The organism is Thioalkalivibrio sp. ALJ4 (assembly GCF_000377225.1).
Taxonomy (GTDB): domain Bacteria; phylum Pseudomonadota; class Gammaproteobacteria; order Ectothiorhodospirales; family Ectothiorhodospiraceae; genus Thioalkalivibrio.
Genome location: NZ_KB897917.1, coordinates 1,082,080 through 1,099,240 on the forward strand (window position 1 = coordinate 1,082,080; position 17,161 = coordinate 1,099,240).

Annotated in this window: 15 protein-coding genes; 11 read left to right on the plus strand and 4 right to left on the minus strand. The window is 66.5% G+C overall.

The genetic code is table 11. From position 1 onward, the window contains the following. Positions 1-2 precede the first annotated feature (2 nt). Positions 3-1,217: an EAL and HDOD domain-containing protein gene (locus C936_RS0105195; protein ID WP_018649275.1), complete on the minus strand. Its 1,215-nt coding sequence runs from the start codon at positions 1,215-1,217 to the stop codon at positions 3-5. Positions 1,218-1,291: 74 nt separating this feature from the next. On the opposite strand from C936_RS0105195, the gene C936_RS0105200 reads away from it, so the two are divergent. Further along, on the plus strand, positions 1,292-1,501 hold the full coding sequence (locus tag C936_RS0105200; protein WP_018138645.1) for a hypothetical protein: 210 nt from the start codon (positions 1,292-1,294) through the stop codon (positions 1,499-1,501). 116 nt (positions 1,502-1,617) lie between these two features. Here the strand turns inward: C936_RS0105200 and rpmG are convergent, their stop codons facing one another. The 3 genes from rpmG to C936_RS0105215 form a co-directional block, all read right to left on the minus strand. Continuing rightward, positions 1,618-1,788, minus strand: a complete 171-nt coding sequence (gene rpmG / locus C936_RS0105205; protein WP_012983362.1) for a 50S ribosomal protein L33 — start codon at positions 1,786-1,788, stop codon at positions 1,618-1,620. Positions 1,789-1,798: 10 nt separating this feature from the next. Then, positions 1,799-2,035 carry a 50S ribosomal protein L28 gene (gene rpmB / locus C936_RS0105210; protein ID WP_012983361.1) on the minus strand — a complete coding sequence of 79 codons (237 nt, stop codon included), beginning with the start codon at positions 2,033-2,035 and terminating at the stop codon, positions 1,799-1,801. A gap of 74 nt (positions 2,036-2,109) precedes the next feature. Continuing rightward, positions 2,110-3,846: a bifunctional diguanylate cyclase/phosphodiesterase gene (locus C936_RS0105215; RefSeq protein ID WP_018649276.1), complete on the minus strand. Its 1,737-nt coding sequence runs from the start codon at positions 3,844-3,846 to the stop codon at positions 2,110-2,112. Positions 3,847-4,028: 182 nt separating this feature from the next. Here C936_RS0105215 and C936_RS0105220 point away from each other — a divergent pair, with 182 nt between their 5' ends. From C936_RS0105220 to pmbA, 10 genes are all read left to right on the plus strand, one after another. Further along, the gene (locus tag C936_RS0105220; RefSeq protein WP_018649277.1) at positions 4,029-4,988 is read left to right on the plus strand and encodes a LysR family transcriptional regulator; all 960 of its coding nucleotides are present in this window, start codon (positions 4,029-4,031) and stop codon (positions 4,986-4,988) included. Further along, the gene (locus tag C936_RS0105225) at positions 4,985-5,728 is read left to right on the plus strand and encodes a type 1 glutamine amidotransferase (protein ID WP_018138648.1); all 744 of its coding nucleotides are present in this window, start codon (positions 4,985-4,987) and stop codon (positions 5,726-5,728) included. Before C936_RS0105220 ends, C936_RS0105225 begins: the two co-directional genes overlap by 4 nt. A 14-nt stretch (positions 5,729-5,742) precedes the next feature. Then, a complete protein-coding gene (locus C936_RS0105230; protein WP_018138649.1) occupies positions 5,743-6,219 on the plus strand; it encodes a hypothetical protein in 477 nt (158 codons plus the stop codon). Then, a complete protein-coding gene (locus C936_RS0105235) occupies positions 6,216-7,334 on the plus strand; it encodes an AI-2E family transporter (RefSeq protein WP_018138650.1) in 1,119 nt (372 codons plus the stop codon). The genes C936_RS0105230 and C936_RS0105235 overlap by 4 nt, the downstream gene beginning before the upstream one ends. Positions 7,335-7,415: 81 nt before the next feature. Beyond that, complete coding sequence (rng, locus tag C936_RS0105240) at positions 7,416-8,942, plus strand: ribonuclease G (protein ID WP_018138651.1); 1,527 nt, start codon at positions 7,416-7,418, stop codon at positions 8,940-8,942. 153 nt (positions 8,943-9,095) lie between these two features. Continuing rightward, a complete protein-coding gene (locus tag C936_RS0105245; protein ID WP_018649278.1) occupies positions 9,096-12,998 on the plus strand; it encodes a YhdP family protein in 3,903 nt (1,300 codons plus the stop codon). An 11-nt stretch (positions 12,999-13,009) separates the two neighbouring features. Then, on the plus strand, positions 13,010-13,840 hold the full coding sequence (locus tag C936_RS0105250; RefSeq protein WP_038038394.1) for a carbon-nitrogen hydrolase family protein: 831 nt from the start codon (positions 13,010-13,012) through the stop codon (positions 13,838-13,840). Between the two features lie 103 nt (positions 13,841-13,943). After that, positions 13,944-15,386: a metalloprotease TldD gene (gene tldD, locus C936_RS0105255; protein ID WP_018138653.1), complete on the plus strand. Its 1,443-nt coding sequence runs from the start codon at positions 13,944-13,946 to the stop codon at positions 15,384-15,386. Positions 15,387-15,432: 46 nt separating this feature from the next. Beyond that, complete coding sequence (locus tag C936_RS0105260) at positions 15,433-15,696, plus strand: hypothetical protein (protein ID WP_012983351.1); 264 nt, start codon at positions 15,433-15,435, stop codon at positions 15,694-15,696. Between the two features lie 86 nt (positions 15,697-15,782). Further along, on the plus strand, positions 15,783-17,156 hold the full coding sequence (gene pmbA / locus C936_RS0105265) for a metalloprotease PmbA (RefSeq protein WP_018138654.1): 1,374 nt from the start codon (positions 15,783-15,785) through the stop codon (positions 17,154-17,156). Positions 17,157-17,161: the final 5 nt, after the last annotated feature.

Below are 17,161 nucleotides of genomic sequence, written 5' to 3' on the forward strand. Positions count from 1 at the left end.
AGTCAGGTCCTGGACAGCGCGTCGAGTATGTCCTCGGTCCAGCGTACCGATTCCAGGTAGAGCCGGCTGGCAACCTGTGGCGCCACCGGGGATTCGCCGGCGGGGGGCGGGCTTGCCGGTCCCTCGAACGCCTCGATGGTCTCCAGCCAGGGGGCGAGCGGGCCTTTGTGTTCGATCAGCGCCTGTTCCGTCTCTGGCACCAGATGCAGTTCGTTCAGGATGCGACGCAGCGGGATGCCCAGTACGCGGTCCAATCCCGAGAGCATCCCCAGCGAGAAGTGGCACTCGCACTCCGGGGCTGTCAGGTTGCACGCCCGGGCGAGCAGCATCCCCATGCGGGCGCGGATCATGACCTGTTCGACCGCGGCCGAGGGTCCGGCCGCATTGTTGAGCACCAGCAGCATCCCGATGCGGCGGATTCGCCCCTGTCCCAGACGCTCGATCGCCGAAGCCAGATCGACCGTGGGCTGTTCCGCGCGGTACGCGGGGCTGTTGGCGATGCGCAGGATCTGGGCGGCTAGATCGGGTTCAGCGCCAATGAGACGTTCCAGTTCCGACGGTTCGGGATCGCGGTCCTGCAGTGTCTTCAGCAGCTTCAACAGCGCGACTTCCAGGCTCTCCAGGCGCTGGCCTTCGATCACGTGCGGGTGTGACAGGTGGTAGCCCTGGAAGTAGCGAAAACCCAGTTGCTGGCAGTGGTGGTAGCACTCGGCGGTTTCGACCTTCTCTGCCAGCAGCTCTACGCCGAATGCGCGCAGCGTCTCGACCTCGCGCGCCAGTGCCTCGGTGGACAAAACCAGCACATCGAGCTTGACGATGTCTGCCAGTGCCACCAGCGGCGAGTGGTGGATCTGAAACTGGTAGTCATCCAGCGCGATGCGAAAACCGCGTTGCTTCAGCCTTTGTACCGCGGCGACGACCTCGGAATCGATCTCGATGTCCTCGAGGATCTCCAGGACCACCTGTTCGGGCGGCAGGCTGGTAATGATGTCGTCGTCGAGAAAGGACCGCGTCAGGTTGACGAAGGCCAGATGCGGACCGACCAGATGGGTCAGGCCGATATCCACGAACGCGCTTCGCAGCAGGTCCGAGGTGGCCTCGTCGCCATTGGTCACCGCCGCTTCGCTACGGTGGCCGGCGCGAAACAGGAGTTCGAAGCCGACCAGGTGCTCGTGCGCATCGAAGATGGGTTGCCGGCCGACAAAAATAGGGTGCATGCTTGCGCTTTGCCAGTTGATGAACGAGGCGGCCCGATCTGCGCGCGGCCGGCCCGGGAGAGAGCGAACACATCATGGAGTCGATTGATGCGCCGTTTGGTGAGGTCGTGGAGTTGCGGCAGATCCTGCACGACTCGGGAGTCCCTCTCCTGAGGGTTATTATCCGCGATGGCGGCCGTTACACCAAGATCGAACTGGATCCGGCAACCGCCCATCAGTGGGGACGCATGATGATGCGCTGGGCAGAGACGGCGGCACAGCAGGGAGCGGCCGGGGAAGGATAGGCTCCGAATGAGTGGTGCCCGTGATGGTGCGCCCACTCGAGGCCACAGGAAATAAAAAAGCCCGGCCAAGCCGGGCTTATAGCTCTGCCATCAGGCGCTCTCGCGCCGGGCAGGGATTACTTGATCTTGGCTTCCTTGTACATCACGTGCTTGCGGATAACGGGATCGAACTTCTTGATCTCCATCTTTTCGGGCATGTTCCGCTTGTTCTTCGACGTGGTGTAGAAGTGACCGGTGCCGGCGGAGGACACCAGGCGGATCTTGTCGCGTGCGCTCTTCGCTGCCATGGGTAGCTCCTTACACCTTTTCGCCGCGTGCGCGGCAGTCCGCGAGCACCGCATCGATGCCCAGCTTGTCGATGATCCGCATGCCCTTGCTGCTCACGCGCAGCCGCACGAAGCGGTTCTCGCTCTCCACCCAGAAGCGGTGGGTGTGCAGATTGGGCAGGAAACGCCGCCGCGTCTTGCGGTGGGCGTGGGATACGTTGTTACCAGTCGCCGGGCGCTTGCCGGTCACCTGACATACTCGGGCCATCTCGGGGACTCCGGAAATTGGGTCTAGCAAAAGACGGCGGATCTTAGCCCAGTCGGCGGCCGGGCGCAAGATCATCACGGATCGTCCTGCTCCAGTGCGCACTCGCGCCGCAACGAGGGCTCGACCGTCTGATGGCGTGCCCATTGCAGTGCCTCGCCGAAGGGCATGGGGCGGGCGACCCCGAAGCCCTGGACGGCGTCGCAGCCCAGTTCGCGCAGCATGGCGAGGGTCTGGCTGTCTTCCGCGCCTTCGGCAATCACCTTCAGGCCAAGGTCGTGTGCGAGGCCCACGGCCGCGCGGGTGATCTGCTCGTCCACCCTCTGAGTGGCCATGTGGGAGACGAAGGTTTGATCGACCTTGAGGGTCGTCACCGGGAGTCGCCTCAGGTAGGCAAGAGAGGAATATCCGGTGCCGAAGTCGTCGATGGAGAGTGCGAGCCCGCGCTCTGTCAGACGCCGCAGGGCCTCGATGACTTGATCAGGATCGGCCATCAGGGCCGTCTCGGTGAACTCGATTTCCAGCGCGCAGGGCGGGAGACCGGCGGCTTCTATGCGCTCGATAATGGTTTGTGCAAAGTCGGGATCGAGGAAGTTGCGCGCCGAGACATTGATACTGACCGGGGCCTGGATGCCTTGCTCGCGCAGCACGAGGAGGTCGGCGATCGCCAGGTCCAGCACCTTGAGCGTCAGGGCGTGGATGAGCCCGGTGCGTTCGGCTTGTGCAATGAACCGGTCCGGCGGTACCTGTCCTCGGTGCGGGTGCTGCCAGCGTAACAGGGCCTCGAAGCCGCACAATTCGCCACGCCGCAGGGTCACCTTGGGCTGGTAGTACAGCTGGAACTGGTCGTCCTCCAGGGCGCTTTGCAGCTCGCCCAGAAGCTCCACGGTCTGGCGGCCGGCGTCGTTGCTGCGTCGGTCGTAGGTGCGGTAGCGCCGGCCCGACTGACTGGCCTCGTGCATCGCCATCCAGGCCTTGGTCAGCAGGCTTTGCGGGTCGTCCTGTTCGTGGAACGGAAAAGAGGACACCCCGGCGTGGGCCCCGACGTAAACCGGCAGCCCGAGCACCTCGAACGGCGCCTGCAACTCTTCCACGGCCTCCTGTGTGGTGGCCAGGCACTCCTGGCGGCTGCGGTGGGGCAGCAGCAGGGCGAAGTGGTCGTCGTGGATATGGTAGACGAGCGTGTCCGGACTCCCGGCGACGGCCTGAAGTCGTTCGGCAATCCCCATCAGCAGGGGTCTCTCCGCGGCGAAGCCCAGGGCGCTGATCGTGTCCGCATAATTGTCCATTTGCAGGCTGAGCACGAATACCCGGGTCGCGGGCTGCTCCGAGCCCTCCGCCTGGGCCATCAAATGGCGAATATGCAGTTCCAGTGACTCGCGATTGGGCAGGCCGGTCACGGGGTTGTGGTAGGCCTGATCGAACAGCCGCGCTGCGTGCTGGCGCAGCTGGGAGAACAGCCAGCCGCTGAACCCGCCCAGCACCAGATAGATCCCTGCCCGCGTTGCCCAGTTGAGGGTCGGCTGTGCAATACCTTCGTCCACGTTCAGGGGCATGAGAGGCCCCAGCAGAAGCCCGGCGAGCAGGCCGAAGGCCAGTCCGCCCCACAGGCCCATCAGGGCGGCGCCCAGCAGTACCGGGATCAGGATGAAGTTGAGATAGGCCGTGCTGGTGCCGCCAGTCTGATAGACCAGCAGTGTGATGCCGGCCATCAGGATCAGGACCAGGCCCACGCCGGTCAGGCGCCAGGCGCCGGTTACCCCGAGCCAGGATTCGGGACGCCAGGGTCGGTCAAACTCCGAAAGCTGCTCCATGCGCGTTCCTTGCTGGAATGAGTTTTGTCAGCCTGTCCCTCTTTAAAAATTGATTCCCGTGAGACTGGTGAGTTCATTCCCCGGTCACTGGTGGGTGCCAGTCGCTCATGGGTGTGCGTCTGGCTGTCCCCCTTGCGAGTGGCTTGGTAGCATGCCGAATCGTACGGGTTGCGGAGTGGTGCATGGCCGATAGACGCTTGCAGGTCTTTCTTACGGTGGCGCGCCTCCTGTCCTTTACCAGGGCGGCCGAGGTCCTGCATATGACCCAGCCGGCAGTCACCTTCCAGGTGCGCCAGTTGGAGGAGCAGCTGGAGACGCGGCTGTTCGACCGTAACCACAATCGGGTGACCCTGACCGAGGCCGGGCGTCTGGTGCAGCGCTATGCCGAGCGCATCTTCGATACCTACGGCGAGCTGGAGGCCGCGCTGCGCGAGCTGAAGGGTGCTGACGGCGGGGCGATCGTGATCGGCGCGAGCATGACGGTGGCCGAGTACATGCTGCCGGCCCTGCTCGGCGCCTTCCGTCGGGCACACCCGGATATCGGTATCCGGCTGCGTGTCGGCAACACCGAGAATGTCGTCGCGATGGTTGAAGAGGGCAGTGTTGACCTGGGGATCGTCGAGGCGCCGGTGAGCCATCGCACCCTGCTGGTACAGCCCTGCACGGTGGACCAGTTGCGCCTGATTGTGCCGCCGGAGCACGAACTGGCCAGCCGCAAGAATGTGCGGGTCGCGGAGTTCGTCGAGCAGCCATTCATATGCCGCGAGGAGGGTTCCGGGACCCGCGAGGTCATCATGGAGTACCTTGGGCGGTCCGGTTACGACCGCAATACCCTGCGCGGGTGTATGGAACTCGGCAGCCCGGAGGCCATCAAGGGCGCCGTGGCGGCGGGCATGGGCGTGTCGGTACTGTCCGAGGCCGTGGTCGCCAAGGAACTGACACTGGGCGAGCTGGCGGCGATCCCGCTGGACCCGCCGCTGGAACGCCCGATCTCGCTGGTGCATGCGCGCCAGCAGTTCCGCGTGCCGACGCTGGAGGTGCTGATGCAGTTCCTGCGCGGCTACTGCACGGGCCTGGGGCCCGGCGCTGCCGAGGGTGACCCCGCGAACACAGAATCCAATCGAATAGAAGACGCGACATGAAGAATTACTGCGTAGTGCAGCATAGCTATTCCGAGTTTCTCGGCCTGATCGAATCGCAGCTCGAAAAGCGCGATATCGGCTTTTCCTATTACCGGCCTTTTGTCGGCCAGGACCTCCCCGGGTCGGCGGCCCAGTTTGACGGCCTGTGGCTGCTCGGTGGTGCCTGGCCGACCGCGGACCATGAAGAAAACCCGCAGGTCCCCGACGAGCTGGCGCTGATTGATATCTTCCGCCGTTCGCAGCGCCCGGTCGTGGGGCTGGGCATGGGCGGGCTGCTGGTAGCCGAACAGGCTGGCGGCACCGCGCATGAGGACCCGATGTACCGGGCCCGTTTCGTGACTGCGCACAAGACCGCGGCCGGCGAGGGCGACGACCTGGCCGAGGCCCTGGACGGGCGTCGCGTGCTGCAGCTGGTCAACGGCCGCGTGGATCTGCCGGAGGGGCTGGAGCCGGTCCTGGTGGACGACGATGGTGACTGGCTGGCGGTCCGGCCGGACAAGCTGACCTACGGCCTGCTGTTCCGGCCGGAAATGAAGCCGGGCATGCTGGAAGACATCATCATGGAGGCCAAGCACAACCCGCCGCCGAACATGGGCGAGTTGCTGGGCGAGGCGCGCATGGAATGGGGTGACATGCAAAAGGTCACCGAGGACGTGATCGTTGCCCTGGTGAAGGAGCTCGGCCTGATGCAGGAGCGGCGCAAGATGCCCGTGTTCAGCCTGAAGATCGAGAACGAGTAGGCATGCTCCCTCCGATGGGCAGTCCCGGCGGGCTGGGCGGGGGCGATGTCGCCTCCGCCCTGGCCCGTGGCAAGAAGAAAAAGGACGACCCGGCGCGCGAGCTGGCCGAGATCGCGTCACGCTTGTCGCCCGAGGATCAGGCCAGCCTGCTGAAATTCGCGCGATTCCTTGAACAGGAGTCGCCGGCCCCGGCACCGGAACCGGTGCCCGAGCCGGAGCCGATTCCGCGCCCGGAGCAGGAGTCGGTGGTCAAGGCGATGCGCCGGCTGTCGGCGACCTATCACATGCTGGATCGCTCCAAGCTGCTCAACGAGACTTCGGCGCTGATGGCCCAGCATGTGATGCAGGGGCGTTCGGCGGTGGAGGTGATCGACGAGCTGGAGGTTGTGTTCCAGACCCACTACGAAAAGGTACTGGCCGAGGACCCGATGCGCCAGGGCGAGGATACTCAGGCGAACGGTGGTTCGGCTGACGGGGACGAGTCGCGATGATCGACGTCCTGCGCGAGTGGTACCGGCGGCACTTCACCGACCCTCAGGTAGTGATCCTGGCGTTCCTGCTGCTGGCGGGGTTCCTGATTATCGTCTTCGCCGGGCGCATTCTCGCGCCGCTGCTCGCTTCGCTGATTATCGCCTACCTGCTGGAGGGGGCGGTGCAAAAGCTGATACGCCTGCATGTTCCACGCCTGCTGGCGGTCACGATCGTGCTGATCGTTTTCCTGGCGCTGACGGTGGCTGCCCTCTTTAGTGTCGTGCCGCTGATGTCGGCCCAGGTGACGCAACTGGTGCGCGAACTGCCGGGCATGATCCGCGAGGGGCAGGCGCTGCTCCTGCAGCTGCCCGAGCGATATCCGCAACTGATTACGGACGAGCAGGTGCGCGATCTGATGGGCGCCATCCAGGCCGAGGCCACCATGCTGGGACAGCGCGTCGTCTCGTTCTCGCTGGCCAGCGCCCGGCATCTGGTGGATGTTGTGATCTACCTGATCGTGGTGCCGCTGATGGTCTTCTTCATGCTGAAGGACCGCGACCTGATCCTCGACTGGGTACGCAGCTTCATGCCGCGCGACTCGCACCTGGCCAGCGAGGTGTGGCGCGAGGTCAACGTGAAGATCGCCAGCTACGTGCGCGGCAAGTTCATCGAGATCCTGATCGTCTGGGCAGTGAGCTTTTTGACCTTCAACTGGTTCGGGCTGGAATACGCCGTGCTGCTGTCGTTCATGGTCGGCATCTCGGTGATCATCCCGTATATCGGGGCGGCAGTGGTGACGATCCCGGTGGCCGCGGTGGCCTACTTCCAGTTCGGGCTGTCCAGCGAGTTTGCGTGGCTGCTGATCGCCTACGGGGTGATCCAGTTCCTGGACGGCAATGTGCTCGTCCCGCTGCTGTTCTCCGAGGTGGTCAATCTGCACCCGGTCGCGATCATCGCGGCGGTGTTCGTGTTCGGTGGCATCTGGGGGCTGTGGGGCGTGTTCTTCGCGATCCCGCTGGCGACCCTTGTGCACGCGGTGATCAAGTCCTGGCCGCGCACCGACAAGCTCGAGGCCAGGCGCGAGGCGGAGCAGCAGGCCGCAACGCCCGAGCCCGCCGAAGCCGACTCCAAGTAGTCCCGCCGCGCCGACGTCCCACGGCTGCGCGGGACGTCGGCGCGGCCTGTACATTCACAACAACAAGAAGAAAAACCCAGCATGACCGGTACCGAAATCCTGATGAACGTCACCCCCCAGGAAAGCCGCGTGGCCCTGGTCGACAACGGCGTTCTGACCGAACTGCACCTGGAGCGGGCCCGTCGGCGCGGGATCGTCGGCAACATCTACAAGGGTCGTGTCGTGCGCGTGCTCCCGGGCATGGACGCGGCCTTCGTGGACATCGGCCTGGATCGTACGGCCTTTCTGCATGCCTCCGACGTGGCCCCGGTGGAGCGTGAAGAGCTTAATGGCCCAGGAGTGGGCAATGGGGCGGGCAATGGCGCCGGAAACGGCGGCGGCAATGGTTCCGGCCGTGCCGAGACCATCCGCGAGTTGCTGCGCGAAGGCCAGGATGTGCTGGTGCAGGTGATCAAGGACCCGCTGGGCACCAAGGGCGCCCGGCTGACGACCTACATCACCGTGCCGTCCCGCCATCTGGTGCTGATGCCGAATCAGAGCAATGTCGGCGTATCCACGCGTATCGAGGACGAGGGCTCGCGCAGTCGTCTGCGCGAGAAGGTGGAGGCGCTGCGCGACGAGATCGCCCCGCAGCATGGCTTTATCGTGCGCACCGCGGCGGAGCTGGTGGACGACGAGGCCCTGGAAAACGACACGGCCTTCCTGAAGAAGGTCTGGGACAGCATTCAGCTCGCCGCCGCCGAGGCCAGTGCGGGGGAGGAGGTCTACGCCGACCTGCCGCTGGTGCTGCGCATCCTGCGCGACATGGTCGGGGTCGAGATCGAGCGCATCCGTATCGATTCACGCGAGACCTACCAGAAGGTGTGCGAGTTCGTCGCACAGTACCTCCCGGAGCTGGTCGGGCGGATCGAGCATTACCCTGGCGAGCGCCCGATCTTCGATCTGTTCAATGTCGAGGAGGAGATTCAGCGGGCGCTGGAGCGCAAGGTCGAGCTGAAGTCCGGGGGCTACCTGATCTTCGACCAGACCGAGGCGATGACCACGGTGGATATCAATACCGGCGGTTTCGTCGGGCATCGCAAGCTGGAAGAGACGATCTTCAAGACCAACCTCGAGGCGGCCCAGGCGATCGGGCGCCAGCTGCGCCTGCGCAATCTCGGCGGGATCATCATCATCGATTTCATCGACATGCAGGACGACGAGCACAAGCGCCAGGTGATCCGCGCGCTGGAGAAGGCGCTCGAACGCGATCACGTGAAGACGCAGATCTGCGATGTCTCGCCACTGGGGCTGGTGGAGATGACGCGCAAGCGAACGCGCGAGAGCCTGGAACACCAGCTCTGCGAACCGTGTCCAACCTGTGCGGGGCGCGGCTATCTGAAGTCGGCCGAGACCGTTTGCTACGAGCTGTTTCGCGAGATCCTGCGCGAGGTACGTCAGTACGACGCGCGCGAACTGCGCGTGCTCGCCTCGCAGAACGTGATCGACCTGCTTCTGGACGAGGAATCGGCGAGCCTGGCGGAGCTGCAGAGCTTTGTCGGTATCCCGATCCGTTTCCAGGTGGAGACGCTATATACCCAGGAGCAGTTCGACGTGGTTTTCATCTAGGTGGTTTTGTTCTAGCCAGGGAAACGCTGGGTAAACGAGCCCCCAGCCAGGAACGGAGGAGGAAACGGACGGCGTGACAGCGATGCACGGGCCCAGACAGCGCAGGGGTCCCGGCACACCGGGCCGGCGGTGTTGCGGCCGGTCGGGGCTGAAATGAGAGCCCTGTCACACTCCGTTCGTGTCGCTGTTGGCGTCCTCCTGCTGCTGATTGCGCTGGCTGCGCTTGCCTTGCTGTCTCTGCGCCTGACGGTGGCCCACTGGGACGGGCTGGACGAGTGGGTGGAGACCACGGCCAGCGCACAGCTGGGCTACCCCGTTCGCACGGACGAGATCGATCTGGGCTGGTCCGGCTGGTCGCCGGCGCTGGTTGCCCGGGGCGTGCGTGTCGACCTGTCCGGCGAGGAACCGCTGCATCTCGAACGTCTGCGCCTGTCACTCAGCGCCGGTGCGACGCTGCGAAGCCGTTTTCCGTCGATGCAGATCGAAGTGGCCGGCACCGAGGTCCGGGTGGTCCGCGAGGCCGATGGCGCGATTCACGTACACGGCTACGAGGTGGGGCTGGGCGACGGCGCCTTGCTGGAGATCCCGGTGGAGCGCTGGCCGGATCTCGAGGCGAGCGAGGTGCGCGTCACCTGGGAGGACCGCGGGGCGGCGCTGGAGTCGGTCCTGGACGTGCGGCGCCTGGCCGTGCGGACGGATGCCCGGGGCCGGCTGCGAGTCTTTCTCGATGGCGCCATGCAGGGGGCGGCCGACGGTGACTTCATCCTGGGAGTGGAGGTGCCGGATGCGACCGCCCGCGATGCACGTTTCTTCCTCGATACCCAGCCGGTGGCACTGGGCGCCTGGTCTCCCTGGCTGGTGCGCCTGGGCTGGGAGCCGCCTCCCGGCACGACCGCTCTGCGCCTTTGGGGCGAGATCGACGATGGCCGTGTGGTCGCGCTGCGCGGCGAGCACGACACCCAGCTGGACGGAGCCGGGGGCGAGCCGGGGGGTGCCTTTGGTCATCGCTTCGACTGGCGGGTGCGCGGCGCCGCCCATGAATCCAACTGGACCGCCACGCGCCCGGGGTCGGGCGATCTGCGCCTGCGCTATACGCTCGGGGGGGAACCCGAGGCCCTGATCGTCGAGGCGCTGGAACTCGCGGCGCGGGACCTGGAGGTGGAACCCTATGCCCCCCTGTTGTTCCTGGTAGAGCAGCGCGCGCCCGAGCTGGCCGACCCCCTGCGCGAGGTGCGCCCGCGCGGACGGCTTGGCGATGCCTGGGTGCGGGCACAGCATGACGGGGAACGCCTGGAGCCGGTGGAGGCGCTGGCGCAACTGCGCGATCTGCAATGGCATGCGGGCGATTACGGGCCGGGCGTGCAGGGGTTCGACGGGGAGGTCTCCTGGCGCGAGGGCGGGTTGGAGCTCGACCTCGACAGCCGCAATGTGCGCTTCGAGATGCCGACCCTGTTTGATGACCCCCTGTGGGTCGAGACGGTGCGCGGGCGGCTGCGGGCCGAGCGCAGCGAGGCGGGTGATTGGCGCATCGCCGGGGAGGGGCTCGATGTCGCGAACGAGCACGCGGCGGCGCGCGGACGCATGCGGCTGTTGTTCGACGGACACGAGTCGGGCCCGCGCGTGGACCTGGCGCTGGATATCCTGCGCGCCGACGGCGACTACACCCAGCGTTATCTGCCCATCCACCTGTTGCCATCCAATACCTACCAGTGGCTGGCGGAGAGCATCCAGACGGGGGTCTCCGACGGGGGCGGTATGGTCTATCGCGGCCGTGGCCGCGACTTCCCGTTTACGGATCAGTCGGGTGTGTTCGACCTGTGGGCGGATATCGAGGAAGGCCGGCTCGATTACGAGCCCGGCTGGCCGGTGGCGGAGGACTTGCGCGGGCGCCTGCTGTTCCACAACGCGAGTTTCCGCGCGACCGATGTCTCGGGACGCATCCTCGATACGGCGGTCCACGGCACCGAGGTGTGGATCGACGACATGATGGACACCCCGGTCCTGGAAATCGAAGGGACGGGCGACGGCACCGCACAGGACCTGCTGCTGTACCTGCGTCAGGCCGGGTTGCTGGAGGACGCCGCCGAGATTCGCGATGCGGCCATGATCGAGGGGCCCACGCGTCTGGCCCTGGGCATTACCCTGCCGCTCGACGAGGACCGCCTGCAGGATGTCCGTGTGCAGGGACAGCTGGACCTGCTGCATACGCGGGCCGAAGTCGCCGGCTGGCCGACCGGCTTCGAGGCCGTGGAGGGTGCGGTGCATTTTGATACCCACGACCGGGTATGGGCCGATGATGTGCAGGCACGAGTCCATGGAGAGTGGATCAATGTCAGCGCCGACTGGCCGCTGAACGGCGAGGAGGCCACGATTCGCGCCCATGGCCCCCAGCCGCTGGAACCGTGGCTGGAGGAGATACCCGCCCTGCAGCCATATCTGGAGGGGCGCGCGACCTGGGATGCGACCCTGCGGCTGGGGGATGCCATCGATGGCGTGCGTCTCGACCTGAGCTCGGATCTGGTCGGCGTCGGGATCGACTGGCCCAGCCCGATTGGCAAGGAACCCGATGAGCGGCGCCCACTGGAGGTAACGCTCCCGTTCGGTCACAGCCGGGCGGGCATCGGGCATGTGCGGCTGGGCGAGACCTTGCGGGCCCACCTGCGCCTGAGCCCAAGTCAGGCACCGGACGACCCGGATGCGCGCGGGGTGGATCCACAGACCGCTGCGGCCGGAACGGACGTGCAGGCCATGGCGCTGGAGATAGGCATCCCGGCCGCAACCCTGCTCTCGCTTCCGGGCGAGGGCCTTTCGGTGCGGGCACGGCTGCCGGAGCTGGACGTCCAGCCCTGGCTGGAGGCGCTGGCCGATGCGCCCTGGGCGCGGGATGTGGACCTGGGAGATGTGGAAGCCGCAGATGGCAGCGACGGCCTCAGTCTGCAGCGGATCGAGCTGGACGTGCGCGATCGTATCCGCTGGGGCGAGCTGGAGATCCCGGGTACGCGTCTGCAGGGACAGCGGCGCGAGGATGGCTGGGACCTGGAGGCCCAGTCGGCGTGGCTGGCGGGAAGCGCTACCTGGCGTGCGTCCGGCGATGGGCGTGACCGCTGGCAGGCGCGCCTGCGTCATTTGATCCTTGAGGATATGGAATTTGATGGCGAGCCGGACAGCGATACGACCGTGCGGGCCGTGGAAGGCGGGGGGCTGGAGGACCCGCGGGAGTGGCCGGGGGTGGATCTGATCCTGGACCGGCTGCAAGTCGGCGAGTACCGCCTGGCCGATGTCCACCTGGCACTGGAGCCCGTGGACCAGGGTCTGCGGGTGGAGAGCCTGCGCGCCCGCGGCCCGGACGGCGATTTGCGGGCGCAAGGGACTGGCCATTGGCATGTCCTCGCCGACGGACGGCCCGACAGCCGTCTGGATGTCCGGCTGTCTGGTGATGACTGGGGAGGGGCCCTGTCATCGGCACGGCTCTCCCGCGCACTGGTGGGGGGCGAGGGGGAGGGTCGACTGGACCTGTCCTGGCCTGGTCCGCTGTATGCACCGCGCCTGGCGTTACTGGCCGGGACGATGGAGCTGGAACTCGAAGATGGCCGCCTGGCGGATGTCGAGCCGGGGGCAGGGCGCCTGCTGGGGCTGGTGAGTCTGGATGTGTTGCCGCGACGTCTGCGGCTCGATTTCCGTGACGTGTTCACGGAAGGACTTTCGTTCGATCGGCTGGAGGCGACCGCGACGCTGCAAGATGGCAATCTGCACGTCCCCGATCTGGAGATGCGGGGCCCATCCGCGCGCGTACGACTGAGCGGTCGCACCGGCCTGGTCGCGCGCGATTACGATCACCACATCGTGGTGGTGCCGAGTCTGCGTACCGCACTGCCGATCGTCGGGGCCCTGGTCGGCGGTCCGGTAACCGGGGTGGTGGTACTGTTGGCGGAACGAGTGCTGGGGATTGGGGATCAAATCGAAGAGGCCGCTCGCGTGGAATATCGCGTCACCGGTCCGTGGGACGACCCGGAGGTGCAGACCCTGGTTCAGCCCGCCACTGACAACGACGACTAGCGGATGTACCGATGACACAGGTAGCGGCAATACAGATGGCCTCCGGGCCTCAGCCCCAGGCAAACCTGCTGGAGGCCAAGCGCCTGCTGCAGGAGGCCGCGGACAAGGGGGCCCGTCTGGCGGTGCTGCCCGAGAACTTCGCGTTCATGGGGATGCAGGAGTCGGACATCCTGGGCATCGCCGAGGTCGCCGACGGGGCGGGGCCGCTGCAGGCCTTCCTCGCCGAGCAGGCCCGTCGCCTGGGGTTGTGGATTGTCGGTGGCACCGTGCCGCTACAGACCGAGGACGGGGGGCGCGTGCGCTCCGCCTGCCTGGTGTTCGACGACCAGGGCCAGCAGGTCGCACGTTACGACAAGATCCACCTGTTCGACGTGCAGTTACCAGACAGCAGCGAGGCCTACACGGAATCGAAAGTATTCGAACGGGGCGACGAGGTGGTGGTCGTGGATACCCCTGTGGGGCGCATGGGGCTCGCGATTTGCTATGACCTGCGCTTCCCGGAGCTGTTTCGGGCCCTGCTGGACCAGGGGGCTGACTGGGTCGCGCTGCCGGCGGCGTTTACCGCGCAGACCGGCCAGGCTCACTGGGATGTCCTGCTGCGTGCCCGCGCGATCGAGAACCAGTGCTATATGCTTTCGTCGGCCCAGGGCGGGTTCCACGTGAACGGTCGCGAGACCCATGGGCACAGCGCCCTGGTCGACCCCTGGGGCCGGGTCGTGAATCAGTTGCAGCGCAACCCGGGTGTGCTGCTGGCCGATCTGGATCATGCCCAGGTCGAGCGCATCCGCACCGTGTTCCCCACCATCGAACATCGGCGCCTGGCCTGCCCGGGGACGGTCTAGTCCGAATGTCTGCGGCGGGCATAACCGCGTGGCGCGCGGGCTTGAAAGCCCGGCGCGGGCCCCAAGCTCCATACTGAACGCATTCCTGAACCCCGAGGATTCCATGATCGACAGCCTTGCCCAACAAACCCTGCTCGACCCGGCCGGTCTGGGCGACCACGAGCTGACCACCCTGCTCGGCACGACCTTTGGCCGCGGCGTGGACGGGGGCGACTGCTACTTCCAGTTTGCCTGCCAGGAGGGCTGGTCGCTGGAGGACGGCATCGTCAAATCGGCCAGCTTCAATATCGAGCGCGGCGTGGGTATCCGCGTGGTGCGTGGCGAGCAGACCGGTTTTGCCTATTCGGACGACATCGCGATGCCGGCCCTGCTGGATGCGGCCCGCACCGCGCGCAGCATCGCCGATGCGGGCCAGAGCGGGCGGGTCGCGGTCGCGAGCCGCATGCCGACTCGTCCGGCGCTTTACGCCCCCGAGAACCCCATGGATTCGCTGGACGAGCAGTCCAAGATCGACCTGCTCAAGGAAGTGGACGCCGCAGCACGCGCCGCCGATCCGCGCGTGACCCAGGTGATGTGCTCCCTCGCCGGGGTGCACGAGGTCGTCCTGGTACTGAATGCGCGTGGCGAGTTGACCACCGATGTACGCCCGCTGGTCCGCCTGAGCGTTCAGGTAATCGCCCAGCAGGGGGATCGCCGCGAATCCGGTAGCTCCGGGGGCGGCGGCCGCTTCGGTTATCGCTACTTCCTCGAGAATGACCGCGCGGCTGGCTATGCCCGCGAGGCGGTGCGCCAGGCCCTGGTGAATCTGGAGGCGCGTGACGCGCCGGCCGGCACGATGAAGGTCGTGCTGGGCCCGGGCTGGCCCGGTGTGCTGCTGCACGAGGCGATTGGCCACGGCCTGGAGGGCGACTTCAACCGCAAGGGGACCTCGGCCTTTTCCGGGCGTATCGGCGAGCGGGTGGCCGCAAAGGGCATCACCATCGTCGACGACGGCACGCTGGAGGGGCGCCGCGGTTCGCTGAACGTGGACGACGAGGGCACTGCGACGCAACAGACCGTGCTGATCGAGGACGGTATTCTGCGTGGCTACATGCAGGACGAGATGAATGCCCGACTGACGGGCGTCCAGTCGACCGGCAACGGCCGGCGCGAATCCTACGCCCATCTGCCGATGCCGCGCATGACCAATACCTACATGCTGGCGGGCGAGGCTGACCCGGAGGAGATCCTCGCCTCGGTGGAGGACGGCCTGTATGCGGTCAACTTCGGCGGCGGGCAGGTGGACATCACCTCCGGCAAGTTTGTCTTCTCCGCCTCCGAGGCCTATCGCGTCGAGAAGGGCAGGGTGACCTACCCGGTCAAGGGCGCGACCCTGATCGGCAACGGCCCGGACGTGCTCACCCGCGTCTCGATGGTGGGCAACGACATGCGCCTGGACCCCGGGGTGGGGACCTGTGGCAAGGAAGGACAAGGCGTGCCGGTAGGCGTGGGGCAGCCCACCCTGCGTATCGACGGCATGACCGTGGGGGGCACCCAGGCGGCCTGACGCCGGCCCGGCGTGCCCGCGGACGAGCAGCGACAAGGAGGCTTAGATGAAGCTGGATTTTCTGGATCAGGAACATTCCCTGCCCGAGGGACACGGCCACGACAAGATCGTGCAGTGGCATGTCTTCCGCGACCGCGAACGGGCCGAGCATTTCGCCGATCACGTCGAGCTGGGCGAGGGCCAGGAATTGGTTGGTGGCTGGACCCGTGACAGCGTTGGCAAGCTCTACTGGGTCGGCGTGCACGTCGAGGACCTGGAACGCTGGGGCAACGTTGGCGCCGTACACAAGCACACGGGCCGCCCCTCCTGAAGCCCCGCGGGGCTTCGCACACCACGGCGGGCCGGGATGAACCCGGCCCGCCGATTCTGTTGATCTGAAGGCAAACGGACGTCTGTATGAGCACATCCCCCGAACGCATGGCGCCGGATCTCGAGATCCAGGCCCTGTCCCATTCCGCCGACTCCCTGCAGGATCGCGTCCAGCGGACCCTGGACGTGGCCCGCGCGCAGGGGGCTTCGGATGTGCAGGCGGTGGTCAGCCACAGCGTCGGTCTGGAGCTCTCCGTGCGCAAGGGCGAGATCGAGACGCTGGAGTACGAACGCGACCAGAGCCTGTCGCTGATTGCCTACTTCGGCCAGTCGAAGGGGGCCGCCTCGACCACCGATTTCGGCGAGCAGGCCCTGCTGGATACGGTCGAGGCCGCCTGCCGCATCGCGCGCTACACCGAGCCGGACCCCTATGCCGGGATGCCCGATCCCGCGCTCAAGGCCGGGGAGTGGGATGACCTGGACCTCGACCACCCCTGGGACTGCGATGCCGAGCAGGCGACCGAACTTGCGCGTGCGATCGAGGCCGCGGGCTTTGCCGCCGATTCGCGGATCGAGAACTCCGAAGGCGCGAGCGTCAGCACCCGCCGGGCGATCGCCTTTCTCGGCGACTCGCAGGGCTTCATGGGCGGGTATCGCAGTACGCGTCACTCGATGTCCTGTGCCCTGGTGGCGCGCGACGATGCCGGCATGCAGCGCGACTATGCCTACACCGTGGCCCGCCACGCGGCGGATCTCGACGCCTGCGAGGCTATCGGGCGTCAGGCCGCCGAGCGCACCGTGCGGCGCCTGGGCGGGCGCAAGCTTTCCACGCGCAGCTGCCCGGTGCTGTTTGCCCCGGAGATGGCGCGCACGCTGATCGGCAGCTTTACCCGCGCGATCTCCGGCCCCGCACAGTACCGCCACAGCTCGTTCCTGCTGAATGCGGTCGGGGAGTCCGTGTTTCCCGACTGGATGCAGATCGAGGAACGCCCGCTGACGCCGCGCGCGCTCGGCAGTGCCCCGTTTGATGGCGAGGGCGTGCGTACGCGCAACCGTCCTCTGGTGTCTGATGGCGTACTGCAGAGCTATACCCTGGACAGCTACGCCGCCCGGCGCCTGGGGCTGGAGAGCACTGGCAACGCGGGTGGCGCGCGCAACGTGACCGTGAAGCCGGGCGAGCGGGACTTTGCCGCCCTGCTGGCCGAGATGGGCACGGGCTTTCTGGTGACCGAACTGATCGGCCAGGGTGTGAACGCGGTCACCGGCGACTACTCGCGCGGGGCCGCCGGCTTCTGGGTGGAGAATGGCGAGATCCAGTACCCGGTGGAAGAGATCACCATCGCCGGCAATCTCAAGGACATCTACCAGCGCATCGTCGCGGTGGGGACCGACGTCGATCGCCGGGGCAACATCCACACCGGCTCGATCCTGGTCGAATCGATGACCGTCGCCGGCGACTGACGACA